The organism is Erwinia sp. 9145 (assembly GCF_000745075.1).
Taxonomy (GTDB): domain Bacteria; phylum Pseudomonadota; class Gammaproteobacteria; order Enterobacterales; family Enterobacteriaceae; genus Erwinia; species Erwinia oleae.
Window position 1 is genome coordinate 24,733 of the sequence record NZ_JQNE01000001.1, and the last position, 15,943, is coordinate 40,675.

The 15,943-nt window shown below is 57.7% G+C and carries 15 protein-coding genes, 1 rRNA gene and 1 riboswitch; of the genes, 7 read left to right on the plus strand and 9 right to left on the minus strand.

Annotated elements, in window-relative coordinates; all coding sequences use genetic code 11:
* Nucleotides 1-76: 76 nt before the first annotated feature.
* The 7 genes from thiH to FA91_RS00150 all read right to left on the minus strand — a co-directional run bounded on the left by thiH (nt 77) and on the right by FA91_RS00150 (nt 6,298).
* Entirely contained in the window at nt 77-1,204 is a 1,128-nt protein-coding gene (thiH, locus tag FA91_RS00120) for a 2-iminoacetate synthase ThiH (RefSeq protein ID WP_034911361.1), read from the minus strand.
* Nucleotides 1,201-1,977, minus strand: coding sequence for a thiazole synthase (locus FA91_RS00125; protein WP_034911363.1), 777 nt, complete (start codon nt 1,975-1,977; stop codon nt 1,201-1,203). Before FA91_RS00125 ends, thiH begins: the two co-directional genes overlap by 4 nt.
* A 1-nt stretch (nt 1,978) precedes the next feature.
* On the minus strand, nt 1,979-2,179 hold the full coding sequence (thiS, locus tag FA91_RS00130; RefSeq protein WP_034911366.1) for a sulfur carrier protein ThiS: 201 nt from the start codon (nt 2,177-2,179) through the stop codon (nt 1,979-1,981).
* Nucleotides 2,163-2,924 (minus strand): HesA/MoeB/ThiF family protein, encoded by a 762-nt coding sequence (locus FA91_RS00135; RefSeq protein WP_034911368.1) that lies wholly within the window; start codon nt 2,922-2,924, stop codon nt 2,163-2,165. The genes thiS and FA91_RS00135 overlap by 17 nt, the downstream gene beginning before the upstream one ends.
* On the minus strand, nt 2,917-3,561 hold the full coding sequence (gene thiE / locus FA91_RS00140; RefSeq protein ID WP_034911371.1) for a thiamine phosphate synthase: 645 nt from the start codon (nt 3,559-3,561) through the stop codon (nt 2,917-2,919). The genes FA91_RS00135 and thiE overlap by 8 nt, the downstream gene beginning before the upstream one ends.
* Nucleotides 3,558-5,492, minus strand: coding sequence for a phosphomethylpyrimidine synthase ThiC (gene thiC, locus FA91_RS00145; protein ID WP_034911374.1), 1,935 nt, complete (start codon nt 5,490-5,492; stop codon nt 3,558-3,560). Before thiC ends, thiE begins: the two co-directional genes overlap by 4 nt.
* A gap of 86 nt (nt 5,493-5,578) precedes the next feature.
* A riboswitch (TPP riboswitch) is annotated at nt 5,579-5,679 on the minus strand.
* A gap of 112 nt (nt 5,680-5,791) precedes the next feature.
* Entirely contained in the window at nt 5,792-6,298 is a 507-nt protein-coding gene (locus tag FA91_RS00150) for an Rsd/AlgQ family anti-sigma factor (protein ID WP_034911376.1), read from the minus strand.
* An 82-nt stretch (nt 6,299-6,380) separates the two neighbouring features.
* Between FA91_RS00150 and nudC the strand changes: the two genes are divergently transcribed.
* From nudC to FA91_RS00180, 6 genes are all read left to right on the plus strand, one after another.
* On the plus strand, nt 6,381-7,154 hold the full coding sequence (gene nudC / locus FA91_RS00155) for an NAD(+) diphosphatase (RefSeq protein ID WP_034911378.1): 774 nt from the start codon (nt 6,381-6,383) through the stop codon (nt 7,152-7,154).
* Nucleotides 7,155-7,193: 39 nt separating this feature from the next.
* On the plus strand, nt 7,194-8,261 hold the full coding sequence (gene hemE / locus FA91_RS00160) for a uroporphyrinogen decarboxylase (RefSeq protein ID WP_034911380.1): 1,068 nt from the start codon (nt 7,194-7,196) through the stop codon (nt 8,259-8,261).
* 2 nt (nt 8,262-8,263) lie between these two features.
* The gene (gene nfi, locus FA91_RS00165) at nt 8,264-8,932 is read left to right on the plus strand and encodes a deoxyribonuclease V (RefSeq protein ID WP_034911383.1); all 669 of its coding nucleotides are present in this window, start codon (nt 8,264-8,266) and stop codon (nt 8,930-8,932) included.
* Nucleotides 8,933-8,989: 57 nt separating this feature from the next.
* The gene (locus FA91_RS00170; protein WP_034911384.1) at nt 8,990-9,580 is read left to right on the plus strand and encodes a YjaG family protein; all 591 of its coding nucleotides are present in this window, start codon (nt 8,990-8,992) and stop codon (nt 9,578-9,580) included.
* Between the two features lie 188 nt (nt 9,581-9,768).
* Nucleotides 9,769-10,041 carry a nucleoid-associated protein HU-alpha gene (gene hupA / locus FA91_RS00175; RefSeq protein WP_002438605.1) on the plus strand — a complete coding sequence of 91 codons (273 nt, stop codon included), beginning with the start codon at nt 9,769-9,771 and terminating at the stop codon, nt 10,039-10,041.
* A 116-nt stretch (nt 10,042-10,157) separates the two neighbouring features.
* Nucleotides 10,158-10,793: a DUF1481 domain-containing protein gene (locus FA91_RS00180; protein WP_034911387.1), complete on the plus strand. Its 636-nt coding sequence runs from the start codon at nt 10,158-10,160 to the stop codon at nt 10,791-10,793.
* A 55-nt stretch (nt 10,794-10,848) separates the two neighbouring features.
* Here FA91_RS00180 and purD read toward each other — a convergent pair whose 3' ends face one another.
* Both purD and purH read right to left on the minus strand, forming a co-directional pair.
* Nucleotides 10,849-12,129 (minus strand): phosphoribosylamine--glycine ligase, encoded by a 1,281-nt coding sequence (gene purD / locus FA91_RS00185; protein ID WP_034911390.1) that lies wholly within the window; start codon nt 12,127-12,129, stop codon nt 10,849-10,851.
* 13 nt (nt 12,130-12,142) lie between these two features.
* Nucleotides 12,143-13,732, minus strand: coding sequence for a bifunctional phosphoribosylaminoimidazolecarboxamide formyltransferase/IMP cyclohydrolase (purH, locus tag FA91_RS00190; RefSeq protein WP_034911391.1), 1,590 nt, complete (start codon nt 13,730-13,732; stop codon nt 12,143-12,145).
* 624 nt (nt 13,733-14,356) lie between these two features.
* On the opposite strand from purH, the gene FA91_RS00195 reads away from it, so the two are divergent.
* Nucleotides 14,357-15,898, plus strand: a 16S ribosomal RNA gene (locus tag FA91_RS00195).
* Nucleotides 15,899-15,943: the final 45 nt, after the last annotated feature.

Consider the following 15,943-nt stretch of genomic DNA (forward strand, 5'->3'; position numbering starts at 1 on the left):
TTCACACGCCAGCCGCAATATGACGACCTGCGCAGCGGCTTCCTGTTTTTCTTATCCGGTTGCACTGCCGTAGATTTCACTGCGGGGCGCGTCCCAAAAAGCTGTCCCAGTCTTTCCAGACCGGCTGGAGTCCGGCGCGGATCAGCGCCCCGGCAACCTGTCGTGGGTGCCGGTTATCATGTGGTGAGAACTGCTCCAGTTCGGCTTCGCCAGTAGCGTAACCGCCCGGCTGCGTTTTTGAGAAGGCGCTGAGCGTGTTTATCGCCAGCGGCGCAACGCGATCGCGAAACAGGGGGGATTCACGGGTAGAGAGCGATTGCTCGACCTCCGGCGCAAACAGCCTGAAAGCGCAAATCACCTGTACCAGTTGCGCTTCGTTCATGATTGAGGCGGGCTCAATGCCGCCTGCACAGGGCCGCAAACGCGGAAAAGCGACGGAGTAGCGGCTCTGCCAGTACGTTTTTTGCAGCCACAGCAGATGTTCCGCCATCATGTAGCAATCCGTGCGCCAGCTTTCCGACAGGCCAACCAGCGCCCCAAGACCAATTTTATCTATGCCTGCCCGGCCCAGCCGATCGGGCGTCTCCAGGCGCCAGAAAAAATCCTGCTTGTTACCCTTCAGATGATGCTGCGCGTAGACCGAAGGGTGCCAGGTTTCCTGATAAACCAGCACGCCGTCAAGGCCGAGGGTTTTCAGTTCGGCATACTCGTGTTCATCCAGCGGCTGCACTTCCATCATCAGCGAGCTGAAATGCTGACGAATGGTCGGCAGATGCTGGCGAAAATAGTCCATGCCCACTTTCGCCTGATGCTCTCCGGTGACCAGCAGCAGGTGATCGAAACCCAGCGCGCGGATCGCCTGACACTCGCGCGCGATCTCGTCTGCGTTAAGCGTTTTACGCCGGATGCGGTTGCTCATCGAAAAACCGCAGTAGGTGCAGTCGTTGGCACACAGATTGGAAAGGTAGAGCGGTACGAACAGGTTGACGATGTAACCGAAGCGCTGACGCGTCAGCCGCTGTGCCTTTTGCGCCAGCGGTTCAAGGTAAGCCTCTGCCGCTGGCGAGAGAAGCGCCATCAGATCTTCTCGACCGGGTTTCGGTGCGTTCAGCGCACGCTCAACGTCCGCCGCCGTTTTACTGTGAATGCGCAGGCGGATGTCGTCCCAGTCAAGCGTTTCCCACTGCTCAACAAAACTCTTCATGTTATGGCCCCCTGCTGCAGAAAACCTGTCAGCGGACTGGTGGGCTGAGCGTGCTGATGACGGCTTCCCAGCCCGCTGCGGTAGGCCAGCGCCCCTGCTTCCACCGCCAGCCTGAAGGCGCGCGCCATGGCAACGGGCTGTTGCGCTGAGGCGATCGCGGTGTTGACCAGCACCGCGTCGGCCCCCATCTCCAGCGCTTCGCTGGCATGACTGGGCGCGCCGATACCGGCGTCAACGATCACCGGCACGTGCGCCTGTTCGATAATAATACTCAGCAGATCGCGCGTTTTCAGCCCTTGATTGCTGCCGATGGGCGCACCCAGCGGCATCACCGCTGCGCAGCCTGCCTCTTCAAGACGACGGCACAGCACCGGATCGGCGTGACAGTAGGGCAGCACAATAAAGCCCTCTTTCACCAGCGCTTCCGCCGCTTTAAGCGTTTCAATCGGGTCAGGCAGCAGATAGCGAACGTCAGGATGGATCTCCAGCTTCAGCCAGTGAGTGCCCAGTGCTTCGCGCGCCAGTCGGGCGGCAAAGATCGCTTCTTCTGCGGTTTTCGCGCCGGAGGTGTTAGGCAGCAGCTGCACGCCCATCGACTGCAACGGCTGAAGAATACCGTCATCGCCGCCGCGCAGATCGACGCGGCGCATCGCCATCGTGACCAGCTGAGAGCCGGACTCACGCAGGGCATCCAGCATCGTCGCCGCGCTGGAAAACTTACCGGTGCCGGTGAGCAAACGTGACGAAAAGGTTTTATCCGCAATCCTGAGCATATTAACCTCCTGCGATGGCCTGGAAAATCACCAGTTCATCGCCCTCCTGCAAATGAAAAGAAGACCAGCGATCGCGCGGTACGATCTGCTGGTTGACGGCCAGCGCCGTGCCGATTTGCGGGTGGTGCAGCTGTTCCAGCACCCCAACCAGCGACAGCGTAGTGGGAAAGGTCATCGCCTCATCGTTAACGATGATTTTCATGCGGGCCTCCGCAAACCGGGCAGTCGGCGCTGCGTTCCAGAGTGAGTGTTCGCCAGGTCTGCTGTCTGCCGTCGAACAGGCGCAGTTTGCCCGCCAGCGCAGAAGGCTGTCCGGTAAGCATTTTCAGCGCTTCCAAGGCCTGTAAGGTGCCCATCACGCCCACGACCGGGCCGAGTACGCCAGCGGTGCGGCAGTTGCGCTGCGGCTCCGCGTCATCGGGCCACAGACAGCGGTAGCAGCCATGGCTGAAAGGCGGGCTGAGCACCAGCAGTTGGCCGCCGAAACCAACCGCGCTGGCGCTGACCAGCGGGATGCCGCTTCGCACGCAGGCCGCGTTGATGGCATGGCGCGTCGGCATGTTATCGCTGCAATCCAGCACCAGATCCACCGTTCGTACCACCTCTGCCAGGCTGGCCGCCTCCATGCGCTGCTCCAGCGCCACGCAGGCGATGTGAGGATTCAGTGCGCTGAGCCGTTTTTTTGCCAGCGCCGCTTTTGACGTGCCGCTGTCGGCAGTGCGAAACAGGATCTGCCGCTGGAGGTTACTGATGTGCACGCGATCGTCATCGGCCAGCAGGAGCGTGCCGACGCCAGCCGCAGCCAGATAGAGCGCGGCGGGCGAACCCAAACCGCCGAGGCCCACCAGCAGCACGCTGGCGCGCTGTAATTTCTGCTGACCTTCAGGGCCAAACTCCTCCAGCAGCAGCTGACGGCTGTAGCGCAGGAAATCGTTGTCGCTAAGCATCCGCTTCATCTCCCGCGCCGACCAGCGCCAGCAGCTGCGCCGTGGCGACCCGCCAGTCTTCGGCCTGCGTTATGGCGCTGACGACCGCAATGCTGCCCACGCCGGTCGCCAGCACCGCCGGCGCACGGGCAAGCGTGATGCCGCCAATGGCCACGGTAGAGACATTCTTCAGGCGCGAAACGTGGCGCTGAAGCGCCTCCAGGCCCTGCGGCGCCGAGGGCATCTGTTTGGTCTGCGTCGGGAAAATATGGCCGAGTGCGATATAGGAAGGCTTTATCGCCAGCGCGCGCTCCAGTTCGCTGTCGTCATGCGTGGAGAGTCCCAGCCGCAGGCCGGCACGATGAATGGCGTCGCGATCGGCGACATCCAGATCCTCCTGGCCCAGATGAACGCCATAAGCCTGATGCGCAATTGCCAGCCGCCAGTAGTCATTGATAAACAGCCGTGCCTGATAGCGCCTACCCAGCGCAACCGCGTCGGCGACCTCCTGTTCAACGTCGGCTTCCGGCCTGTCTTTGATGCGCAACTGGAGTGTGCGCACGCCCGCCTCCAGCAGCCGCGCGATCCACGTTACCGAATCCACCACCGGGTAAAGTCCCAGCCGCGATGCCGTGGCAGGAAAGGGGGCGCGGCTCATATTTTCTCTCCTGTCGGCAGCGTATCCGCCGGGTGATAAAGCTCGCCGCCGTGATGGCGAAAGGCTTTCGACATTTCCGCCATGCCAATCTCAATGGGCCTGGCCTGCGCCTCCTGCTGCGCCGCGTAGTCACGCACTTCCTGGGTAATCTTCATTGAGCAGAATTTCGGGCCGCACATTGAGCAGAAATGAGCGACCTTGCCGGACTCCTGCGGCAGCGTTTCGTCGTGGTAAGCGCGCGCGGTTTCAGGATCGAGCGAGAGATTAAACTGATCTTCCCAGCGGAATTCGAAACGGGCTTTCGACATGGCGTTATCACGGATCTGCGCGCCGGGGTGTCCTTTCGCCAGATCGGCGGCGTGCGCGGCGATCTTGTAGGTGATCAGTCCCTGTTTCACGTCGTCTTTATTGGGCAGACCCAGGTGCTCTTTCGGCGTCACGTAGCACAGCATCGCGCAGCCGAACCAGCCAATCATCGCGGCGCCGATACCGGAGGTAAAGTGATCGTAGCCGGGAGCGATATCGGTAGTCAGCGGGCCGAGCGTGTAGAAGGGCGCTTCATGGCAGTGTTCGAGCTGTTCGGTCATGTTGCGGCGGATCATCTGCATCGGCACGTGACCGGGCCCTTCGATCATCACCTGCACATCATATTCCCAGGCAATTTTTGTCAGTTCGCCCAGCGTGCGCAGCTCAGCGAACTGCGCGTCGTCGTTTGCATCCTGAATCGAGCCAGGCCGCAGGCCGTCGCCGAGGGAGAGCGAAACGTCGTAGGCGGCGCAAATTTCGCAGATATCGCGGAAGCGTTCGTAGAGGAAACTCTCTTGATGGTGCGAGAGGCACCATTTCGCCATAATGGAGCCGCCGCGCGACACGATGCCGGTCAGGCGTTTGGCGGTCATTGGCACATAGCGCAGCAGCACGCCAGCGTGGATGGTGAAGTAATCGACGCCCTGTTCGGCCTGTTCAAGCAGCGTGTCGCGGAACACCTCCCAGTTGAGATCCTCCGCAATGCCGTTAACCTTTTCCAGCGCCTGATAAATGGGCACCGTGCCGATCGGCACCGGGCTGTTGCGCAGGATCCACTCGCGCGTTTCGTGGATATTGCGGCCGGTGGAGAGATCCATCACCGTGTCAGCGCCCCAGCGTGCCGACCACACCAGTTTTTCAACCTCCTCTTCAATAGAAGAACTCACCGCCGAATTACCGATATTCGCATTGATTTTGACCAGAAAATTGCGGCCGATAATCATCGGTTCGGATTCAGGGTGATTGATGTTTGCCGGAATGATCGCGCGACCTGCCGCGACCTCCTGGCGTACAAATTCCGGCGTGATATTTTCCGGCAGATGCGCGCCAAAGCTGTGGCCCGGATGCTGCTGGCGCAGCACCTCACCGCGAATGCGCTCGCGGCCCATGTTTTCGCGCAGCGCGATAAATTCCATTTCCGGGGTGACGATCCCCTGGCGCGCATAGTGGAGCTGCGTCACGCAGCGGCCCGGCTGCGCGCGACGGGGAAGCGGCAGGTTGTCGAATCGCAGTTCATCCAGCGTCTGATCTGCCAGGCGCTCGCGCGTGTACGCAGAGCTGCGCTGCGCAATAGCGTGCGTGTCATTGCGCGCAATAATCCACCCTTCACGGTGCTTCGTCAGTCCGGCATGCACATCGATTATGGCGTGCGGATCGCCGTACGGCCCGGCGGTATCATAAACCGGCACCGGCTCGTTCTCTTCATACTGCGGATTGTCTTTGCTGCCGCCGGTCATGGTGGGACTGAGCTGGATTTCACGCATCGGCACGCGAATGTCATCACGTGATCCCGTCAGCCAGATGCGTTTTGAATTGGGAAAAGCGGTGCCCTGGAGGGAGTCGATAAACTGTTGGGCTTCGGCGCGCTGCTCGCGACGGCCGGATTTTTTCTTAATGGTAGACATAGCTCGTTCCTTAATGATCAGGGAATGTCGCTTGTCTGGAGTTCGGAGGAGTAAGCGTGGGGCGCGAAAAAGATACACGCCTTCACAGAAGGTCTACTCTTGTTCCCTTCGCAGGTTCTAACCTGATCAGGTTCCGCGGATCCCGAATTAACGGTCTCAGCCCCGAGGGGCACTCCGACAAGAAGAATCTGGGTTTCCCAAACGGAAAGGCCAGACGGGCGATGCTTAACAAGCATCTGTTACATCTTATTGCCCCTTAAGCATAAAGGGGCATTACGCAAACTACAACTGCGTATTTTTCAGGCAGGGCGCGCTACGGCTTCGTCATTCGCCGCGCTGGCCTTGCCTTGAGGCTTCCCCACGGCTAAACGGATAAATTTATCCTCCAGCGAGAAGCGCATTTCCAGCATTTCACCGATTAACGAGAGCGCGTTCTGAAATTCCTGGCTGTTATCATGATCGATAGCGGTTTCCAGCCACGTGTCGTAAATCGCCATGATCTGCTCGGTATTGGCCTGAAGCGAGGGATAGATGCGTCCGGCTACCGCCAGCTGTTTGGTGCCTTCCATCTCTTCGATAAAGCGTTCGTAGATGGTAAAGTGGCCGACTGACAGATAGTCAACCAGGTTCTGGCAGAAGGTATCAAGCGCGTTTTCATCTATTCCGCTTAACGATCCCTTGTTAGGCTTGATGCCAACCACTTCATACCAGGCGACCAGCAGTTGCTTACGCGACAGCAGGTAAAAATCGACAAGGTCGCTGCTTCCGCCAACACGTGCGGTTAAATTTTCAAGCTGGTTAAGCATAAATGCTCCGAAAATAGTGTGTTATAAGCCTGATCCCAATCCAGTAACGCACAAAGTCGGTAAAGCTGAGGGCGAGCAATGTATGGAACGTGAGATTTCAAGCGTAGACGCTGGCTGGTGGGTTGTCAGCCATGAACATAAACTGTGGCTACCAAAAGGTCAATTACCGTTTGGCCGCGCCGGGACATTCGATCTGAATGGATCGACAGGATCACAAATAGGTGAATGGCAGGGTGATGCCGTCTGGCTTGTCCGTGAAAACCGCGCGCAAGAGATGGGATCGCTGCGCCAGCTTCTCGATCGGGAGCCCGGCCTGTTTCAGCTTGCCGGGCGCGGCCTGCAACTGGCTGAATTTTATCGATCGCATAAGTGGTGCGGGTACTGCGGCCACGAAATGCACACCAGCCGCACCGAATGGGCCTGCCTGTGCGGACACTGCCGTCAGCGCTACTATCCGCAAATTGCGCCCTGCATTATCGTGGCGATCCGACGCGGCGATGAGATCCTGCTGGCGCAGCATACCCGGCATCGCAACGGCATCTATACCGTGCTGGCCGGCTTCGTCGAAGTGGGTGAAACGCTGGAGCAGACGGTGGCGCGTGAGGTGATGGAGGAGAGCGGCATCAAAGTGAAAAACCTGCGTTACGTCTCTTCGCAGCCCTGGCCTTTCCCGCAGTCGCTGATGGTGGCATTTATGGCCGATTACGAGAGCGGCGACATCGTTATTGATCCGAAAGAGCTGCTGGACGCGGGCTGGTATCGTTTTGACGCGCTGCCGCAGCTGCCGCCTGTCGGCACCGTCGCGCGTCGGCTCATCGAAGACACCGTGGCGCTGTGCCGCGCCGACGCGGAATGAATGCTATACTAGGCGGCTGAATAAAAGAGAGTTTTTACCATGAATCAACTGAAGAACGATCGCTATTTGCGCGCCCTGCTACGCCAGCCTGTCGATACCACGCCCGTATGGATGATGCGCCAGGCCGGGCGCTATCTGCCTGAATATAAAGCAACGCGCGCCGTGGCTGGCGACTTTATGTCGCTGTGCAAAAATGCCGAACTGGCCTGCGAAGTGACGCTTCAGCCGCTGCGCCGCTACCCGCTGGATGCGGCGATCCTCTTCTCTGATATTTTAACCATTCCCGACGCGATGGGGCTGGGGTTGTGGTTCGAAGCTGGCGAAGGGCCGCGCTTCGCTTCTCCCATTACCTGTCGCGCCGATGTGGAGAAACTGCCGGTGCCCGATCCGGAGCAGGAGTTGGGCTACGTGATGAACGCGGTGCGCACCATCCGTAAAAACCTCAACGGAGACGTGCCGCTGATCGGTTTCTCCGGCAGCCCGTGGACGCTGGCGACCTATATGGTTGAAGGCGGCAGCAGCAAAGCCTTTACGAAGCTGAAGAAGATGATGTATGCCGAGCCGGAAACGCTGCATCTGATGCTCGATAAACTGGCGGAGAGCGTCACGCTCTATCTCAACGCGCAGATCCGCGCCGGGGCGCAATCGGTGATGATTTTTGATACCTGGGGCGGCGTGCTCACCGGACGTGACTATCGGGAGTTTTCGCTTTACTACATGCACAAAATTGTTGATGGGCTGCTACATGAAAACGAAGGCAGGCGCGTACCGGTTACGTTGTTTACCAAAGGCGGCGGTCAATGGCTGGAGGCGATGGCTGAAACCGGCTGCGACGCGCTGGGGCTCGACTGGACGACCGACATTGCCGAAGCGCGCCGCCGCGTAGGCGATAAAGTGGCGCTTCAGGGCAACATGGATCCCTCCTTACTCTATGCGCCGCCCGCGCGTATTGAGCAGGAAGTCGCCGGTATTCTTGACGGTTTTGGCAACGGCACCGGCCACGTTTTCAACCTCGGACACGGTATACATCAGGATGTGCCGCCAGAGCACGCAGGCGCTTTTGTCGAAGCGGTACACCGTCTTTCCCGCCCTTACCATCAGGAGTAAACATGGATATTGCGGCACTGCGGCAGGAACAATTGACGCGCGCAAAAGAAGTGCGCACCGACGATGATTTTGACGTTCTGCCGCCACGCTACATCGGCGGCGCTGATGTTGGCTTTGAGCAGGGCGGCGAGGTCACCCGTGCCGCCATGATCGTTCTTGAATACCCGTCGCTAAAGCTGGTTGAGCATCGCGTGGCGCGCATTGCCACCACCATGCCCTATATCCCCGGTTTCCTCTCGTTTCGCGAATATCCCGCGCTGCTGGCAGCGTGGCAGCAGCTTGAACAGCAGCCGGACCTGCTGTTTGTGGACGGACAGGGCATCGCGCATCCGCGTCGTCTGGGCGTTGCCAGCCACTTTGGCCTGCTGGTGGACGTGCCGACCATTGGCGTGGCGAAGCGCCGCCTGTGCGGCAAATTTGAGCCGCTCGATGAGGAGCCCGGCGCAAAACAGCCGCTGCTTGATAAAGGCGAGCAGATTGGCTGGGTATTGCGCAGCAAGCGACGCTGCAACCCGCTGTTTATTTCGCCGGGGCATCGCGTCAGCAACGACACCGCGCTGACGTGGGTGGAAACCTGTCTGAAAGGCTATCGCCTGCCGGAGCCGACGCGCTGGGCGGATGCGGTGGCGTCACAGCGCACCGCTTTTATTCGCTGGCAGGAGCAGGTGTGACCCTCGGGCTTTTCAGTTACACTGCACGCCGTGCATTTTAGTTAATGAGATATCACTATGTTACGTAATCCCATTCATCTGCGGCTGGAAAAGCTGGAAAGCTGGCAGCATGTGACTTTTATGGCCTGCCTTTGCGAGCGCATGTACCCCAACTATTGGGCTTTCTGCCAGCAAACCGGCTTCGGCGACGGACTGCTCTATCGCCGCCTGCTTGATTTGATTTGGGAAACGCTGCTGGTAAAAGACGCGAAAGTGAATTTTGATTTGCAGCTTGAGAAATTTGAAGAGGCGATCCCGTCCGCCGACGATTACGATTTATACGGCGTCTACCCTGCGATTGATGCCTGCGTGGCGATGAGCGAACTGCTCCATTCCCGCCTGAGCGGTGAAACGGTTATGCACGCCGTTGCCGTGAGCGAGGCGTCAATTACCACCGTGGCGATGCTGGAAATGACCCAGGCCGAACGCGAAATGACCGACGAAGAGCTAAAAGAAAATCCGGCGGTCATTGATGAATGGGATATCCAGTGGGAGATTTTCCGGCTGCTGAGCGAGTGCGAGGAGCGGGACGTCGAACTGATAAAAGGACTGCGATCTGACCTCCGCGAAGCGGGGATCAGTAATATCGGTATAAATTTTCAGCAATAAGGCGAGAAAACGTGACTTCAGGCCTGATTTGTAGCGCCAGGAGGCTTCACATTCGCCCCCACTCTGGTCTACATTTGGAGGGCTGAAAAATGTGGCTATCGGTGCGTGTATGCAGGAGAGTGCCAAAAACTGGTTTTTCCCTCGCACTCGATGCTTAGCAAGCGATAAATACACTGTAAGGATAACTTATGAACAAGACTCAACTGATTGATGTAATTGCGGACAAAGCGGATCTGTCTAAGACCCAGGCAAAAGCTGCTCTGGAATCCACCCTGGCTGCGATTACTGAGTCTCTGAAAGAAGGTGATGCTGTACAACTGGTTGGTTTTGGTACTTTTAAAGTTAACCACCGTGCTGAGCGCACTGGCCGCAATCCGCAGACTGGCAAAGAAATTAAAATTGCTGCTGCAAACGTACCGGCTTTTGTATCGGGTAAAGCACTGAAAGACGCCGTTAAGTAACTGTTCGACGTTGAAAAGATTTAAACAGGGGGGCGTTAAGCCCCTTTTGTTATGGATCGCCTGTTTATGGTTCGGCCTTCGCCGGGCATCTCACCTTCCTGTGTGGTAATCACACGATGAGACTCTCATTCTTCGCTCTGACTTTATTACTTCTGGCAGGCTGTAGCTCACGCCCGGATCTTCCTGACTTTACCGCCAGCGGCTACCTCGCCGATCGCGGCACCGTGCGTATCTGGCGCAAAAACAGCACCCAGAAAACCTGGCATCTGATGACCGTCTATACGCCCTTCAGCGGCGGGGCGACGGAGACCACCGATTATTTATGGCAGGCGGACAAGCTGATCGCCTTTGAACGGCATACCGCCGGCCAGCATCCCGGCACGGTAACGCTGCGCTTCGATCAGGATGGCGGCCTGAGTTTTATGGAGCGGCAAACGGACGGACGACGCGAAGCGCTCTCCGCCGATGACGTGGCGCTCTACCAGTTCGATGCAGAACGCATGTTGAAAATCAGCGATGATTTGCTGGCGGGCCGGGTGCTGTTGAAACAGGGGCGCTGGTTAGCTTCAGGCAAAATCATGCGCTGTGATGGCGTGACTGACGCGCCTGATTTTGATAACGGCGCCATGGTCAGGCAGCAGCGCAGGACTGGCGCGGGCGTCGCCTGGCTGGAAGCGCCATCCGGCATTCAGATGTTGCAGATTTCCATTGATGATCCATGCGCGACCGAGCCAAAAGAGGCGGAGTTCTGACCGATCATAAAAAAAGGCGAATCGATGATTCGCCTTTTGCACGCTTCGCGGCGGACTAGGTGCGATCGATCGCGCGATAGCCGATATCGCGACGACAGAAGCTGCCATCCCAGGCGATGTTTTTCGCCAGCGCATAGGCATGCCGCTGCGCGGCGGCAACGTCTTCGCCCAGCGCCGTGACACACAGCACGCGCCCGCCGCTGGTGACCACCAAATCGTCCTGCATTTGCGTGCCGGCATGGAACACCTTGCCGTCCGGCGTCTCTTCCAGCGGCAGGCCGTGGATTTGATCGCCGGTACGGTAATCGCCCGGGTAGCCGCCAGCGGCAAGCACTACGCCAAGCGCGGGGCGAGGATCCCACGCCGACGTTTTGCTATCCAGCGTACCGTCAATCGTCGCCAGGCAGAGCTCGACCAGATCCGACTGCATGCGCAGCATGATCGGCTGCGTTTCAGGATCGCCAAAGCGGCAGTTGAACTCAATCACCTTCACCTGACCCTGTTTATCGATCATCAGGCCTGCATAGAGGAAACCGGTGTAGGTATTGCCCTCTTTCGCCATGCCGCGCACGGTCGGCCAGATCACCTCGTCCATCACCCGCTGATGAACCTCATCAGTCACGACCGGCGCCGGGGAATAGGCGCCCATGCCGCCGGTGTTCAGGCCGGTATCGCCATCGCCGACGCGTTTATGATCCTGGCTGGTCGCCATCGGCAGCACGTGCTCGCCATCAACCATCACGATAAAGCTGGCTTCTTCGCCCTCAAGAAACTCTTCCACCACGATGCGGTGGCCCGCGTCGCCAAAGGCGTTGCCTGCCAGCATGTCCTCAATAGCGTCTTCCGCTTCTTTCAGCGTCATCGCCACGATCACGCCCTTGCCTGCGGCCAGACCATCTGCCTTAATCACTACCGGCGCGCCGTTTTTGCGCACCCAGGCGAGCGCGGGTTCAACGTCAGTAAAGTTTTCATAGCCGGCGGTAGGAATATGGTGGCGCGCCAGGAAATCCTTGGTGAACGCTTTGGAACCTTCAAGCTGAGCGGCGGCCTGCGTGGGGCCAAAAATCTTCAGACCAGCGGCGCGAAAGGCATCCACCACGCCTGCCACCAGCGGTTGCTCCGGCCCAACGATGGTCAGATCGATGTTTTCACGTTGCGCAAAACTCACCAGCGAAGGAATATCCGTTGCGCTGATATCAACGTTTTGCAGCGCCGGTTCCAGCGCGGTACCCGCGTTGCCCGGCGCGACAAAAACGGTTTCCGCCAGGGGGGATAAAGACGCTTTCCAGGCCAGAGCGTGTTCACGTCCGCCGTTACCGATGACTAGAATTTTCATTGTAGGCTCCTGATTAGTGACGGAAGTGGCGCATGTTGGTAAAGATCATCGCGATGCCGTGTTCGTCGGCGGCGGCAATCACCTCTTCATCGCGAATCGACCCGCCCGGCTGGATCACGCAGCTCACGCCGACGGCAGCGGCGGCATCAATGCCATCGCGGAACGGGAAGAATGCATCCGACGCCATCGCAGAACCTTTCACCTCCAGCCCTTCGTCGGCAGCCTTGATGCCGGCAATTTTGGCGGAATAAACGCGGCTCATCTGACCTGCACCAATGCCAATGGTCATATTGTCTCGCGCATAGACGATGGCATTAGACTTAACGAATTTCGCCACTTTCCAGCAGAACAGGGCATCGCGCAGCTCCTGTTCCGTTGGCTGGCGCTTGCTGACCACGCGCAATTCGCTTGCGTTAACCATGCCCAGATCGCGATCCTGCACCAGCAGCCCACCGTTGACGCGTTTGAAATCCAGACCAGCCTGACGCTGCTGCCACTGACCACAGGTGAGAACGCGCACGTTCTGTTTCGCTGCGGTGACCTTTAATGCGGCTGCGCTGGCGGAAGGCGCGATGATCACTTCTACAAACTGGCGGCTGATAATTGCCTGCGCGGTGGCTTCATCCAGCTCGCGGTTGAAAGCGATGATGCCGCCAAACGCCGAGGTCGGATCGGTCTTATACGCCAGTTCGTAGGCGTCAAGAAGGGAACCGCTGACCGCAACGCCGCAGGGATTGGCATGCTTAACGATAACGCAGGCAGGCTCAACGAACTCTTTTACGCACTCCAGCGCGGCGTCAGTATCAGCAATGTTGTTATAAGAGAGGGCTTTGCCCTGAACCTGCCGTGCCGTGGCGACTGACGCTTCCGATACGTTCTCTTCAATATAGAAAGCAGCCTCCTGATGGCTGTTTTCGCCGTAGCGCATATCCTGCTTTTTAATGAAGTTCAGGTTCAGCGTACGCGGGAAGCGGCCGGAAGGCTGCTGCGTCTCGCCGTGGTAGGCAGGCACCAGGCTGCCGAAATAGTTGGCGATCATACTGTCGTAGGCAGCGGTATGCTCAAAGGCTTTTATCGCCAGGTCGAAGCGGGTACTGAGCCGGAGGCTGTTTTCGTTGGCGTCCAGTTCGGTAATGATGGCGGCGTAGTCGCTGCTCTTCACCACAATAGCCACGTCTTTATGGTTTTTGGCTGCGGAACGCACCATGGTCGGGCCGCCGATATCGATATTTTCTACGGCATCTTCCAGCGAGCAGCCTTCACGGGCGACGGTTTGCGCGAACGGGTAAAGATTAACAACCACCATATCTATTGGAGAGATGCTGTGTTGCGACATGATCGCATCGTCCTGACCCCGGCGCCCAAGAATCCCGCCATGAACTTTGGGGTGCAGCGTTTTGACCCGGCCATCCATCATTTCCGGAAATCCCGTGTAATCTGAAACTTCTGTAACAGGCAGTCCTGCGTCTGCCAGCAGGCGGGCGGTGCCGCCCGTGGAAAGAAGCTCAACGCCTCGCGCTGAAAGCGCCTGAGCAAATTCAAGAATACCGGCTTTGTCAGAAACGCTGAGCAGAGCGCGGCGTACAGGACGACGTTGTTGCATGGTGATGATCCCCTGGCTGTGGTTCGCATAGAGTAAGAGCGTTACATCAAGCTTAGCTTTTTCCCTTTATTAAAGGAAAACGGCAAATAAGCCTCAGGTAACGTCCCAAAACGGGGCTGTTTTTTTGCGGGGGCATTGTAGCGAAAACGTTTGCGTGATGCTCGCTTAAATTCCGGACGGGCCTGGTCTGTGGATAAAAAAGTGGATAAGTGGGTATAAATGGCCCTTTTGCTGTGGAAAGCAGCGAACGCGCTATTTTTCGCAAATCAGGGCTTGTCAGCCGCAGGGAAGTCCCTATAATGCGCCTCCATCGACACGGAACAACGGCTTAACGGTCGCCGGGTTGAGAGATTCTGTAAGAAGGAATCGTCGGGGAAAATTCTGTAAAACAGGGTTGACTCTGAAAGAGGAAAGCGTAATATACGCCACCTCGCGAACCGCCGGTTAAGCCGCGTTCGCACTGCTCTTTAACAATTTATCAGACAATCTGTGTGGGCACTCGCAGGATTGATATCACAGCCTTCGGGCAGATGAACTATCAAGTCTTTGTTGAGTGAACACGTAATTCATTACGACGTTTTAATTCACAGAGCACCGCCATCCACGTGATGGCAAATCAGACTTTAATTGAAGAGTTTGATCATGGCTCAGATTGAACGCTGGCGGCAGGCCTAACACATGCAAGTCGAACGGTAGCACAGAGGAGCTTGCTCCTCGGGTGACGAGTGGCGGACGGGTGAGTAATGTCTGGGGATCTGCCCGGTAGAGGGGGATAACCACTGGAAACGGTGGCTAATACCGCATAATCTCGCAAGAGCAAAGTGGGGGACCTTCGGGCCTCACACTACCGGATGAACCCAGATGGGATTAGCCAGCTGGTGAGGTAACGGCTCACCAGGGCGACGATCCCTAGCTGGTCTGAGAGGATGACCAGCCACACTGGAACTGAGACACGGTCCAGACTCCTACGGGAGGCAGCAGTGGGGAATATTGCACAATGGGCGCAAGCCTGATGCAGCCATGCCGCGTGTATGAAGAAGGCCTTCGGGTTGTAAAGTACTTTCAGCGGGGAGGAAGGGTGAAGAGCGAATAACTTTTCACATTGACGTTACCCGCAGAAGAAGCACCGGCTAACTCCGTGCCAGCAGCCGCGGTAATACGGAGGGTGCAAGCGTTAATCGGAATTACTGGGCGTAAAGCGCACGCAGGCGGTCTGTTAAGTCAGATGTGAAATCCCCGGGCTCAACCCGGGAACTGCATTTGAAACTGGCAGGCTTGAGTCTCGTAGAGGGGGGTGGAATTCCAGGTGTAGCGGTGAAATGCGTAGAGATCTGGAGGAATACCGGTGGCGAAGGCGGCCCCCTGGACGAAGACTGACGCTCAGGTGCGAAAGCGTGGGGAGCAAACAGGATTAGATACCCTGGTAGTCCACGCCGTAAACGATGTCGATTTGGAGGCTGTGAGCTTGACTCGTGGCTTCCGTAGCTAACGCGTTAAATCGACCGCCTGGGGAGTACGGCCGCAAGGTTAAAACTCAAATGAATTGACGGGGGCCCGCACAAGCGGTGGAGCATGTGGTTTAATTCGATGCAACGCGAAGAACCTTACCTGGTCTTGACATCCACGGAATCGGGCAGAGATGCCTGAGTGCCTTCGGGAGCCGTGAGACAGGTGCTGCATGGCTGTCGTCAGCTCGTGTTGTGAAATGTTGGGTTAAGTCCCGCAACGAGCGCAACCCTTATCCTTTGTTGCCAGCGATTCGGTCGGGAACTCAAAGGAGACTGCCGGTGATAAACCGGAGGAAGGTGGGGATGACGTCAAGTCATCATGGCCCTTACGACCAGGGCTACACACGTGCTACAATGGCGCATACAAAGAGAAGCGACCTCGCGAGAGCAAGCGGACCTCATAAAGTGCGTCGTAGTCCGGATCGGAGTCTGCAACCCGACTCCGTGAAGTCGGAATCGCTAGTAATCGTGGATCAGAATGCCACGGTGAATACGTTCCCGGGCCTTGTACACACCGCCCGTCACACCATGGGAGTGGGTTGCAAAAGAAGTAGGTAGCTTAACCTTCGGGAGGGCGCTTACCACTTTGTGATTCATGACTGGGGTGAAGTCGTAACAAGGTAACCGTAGGGGAACCTGCGGTTGGATCACCTCCTTACCAGAAGATACTTTTTTGCGCAGTGTCCACAACAGATTGTCTGAT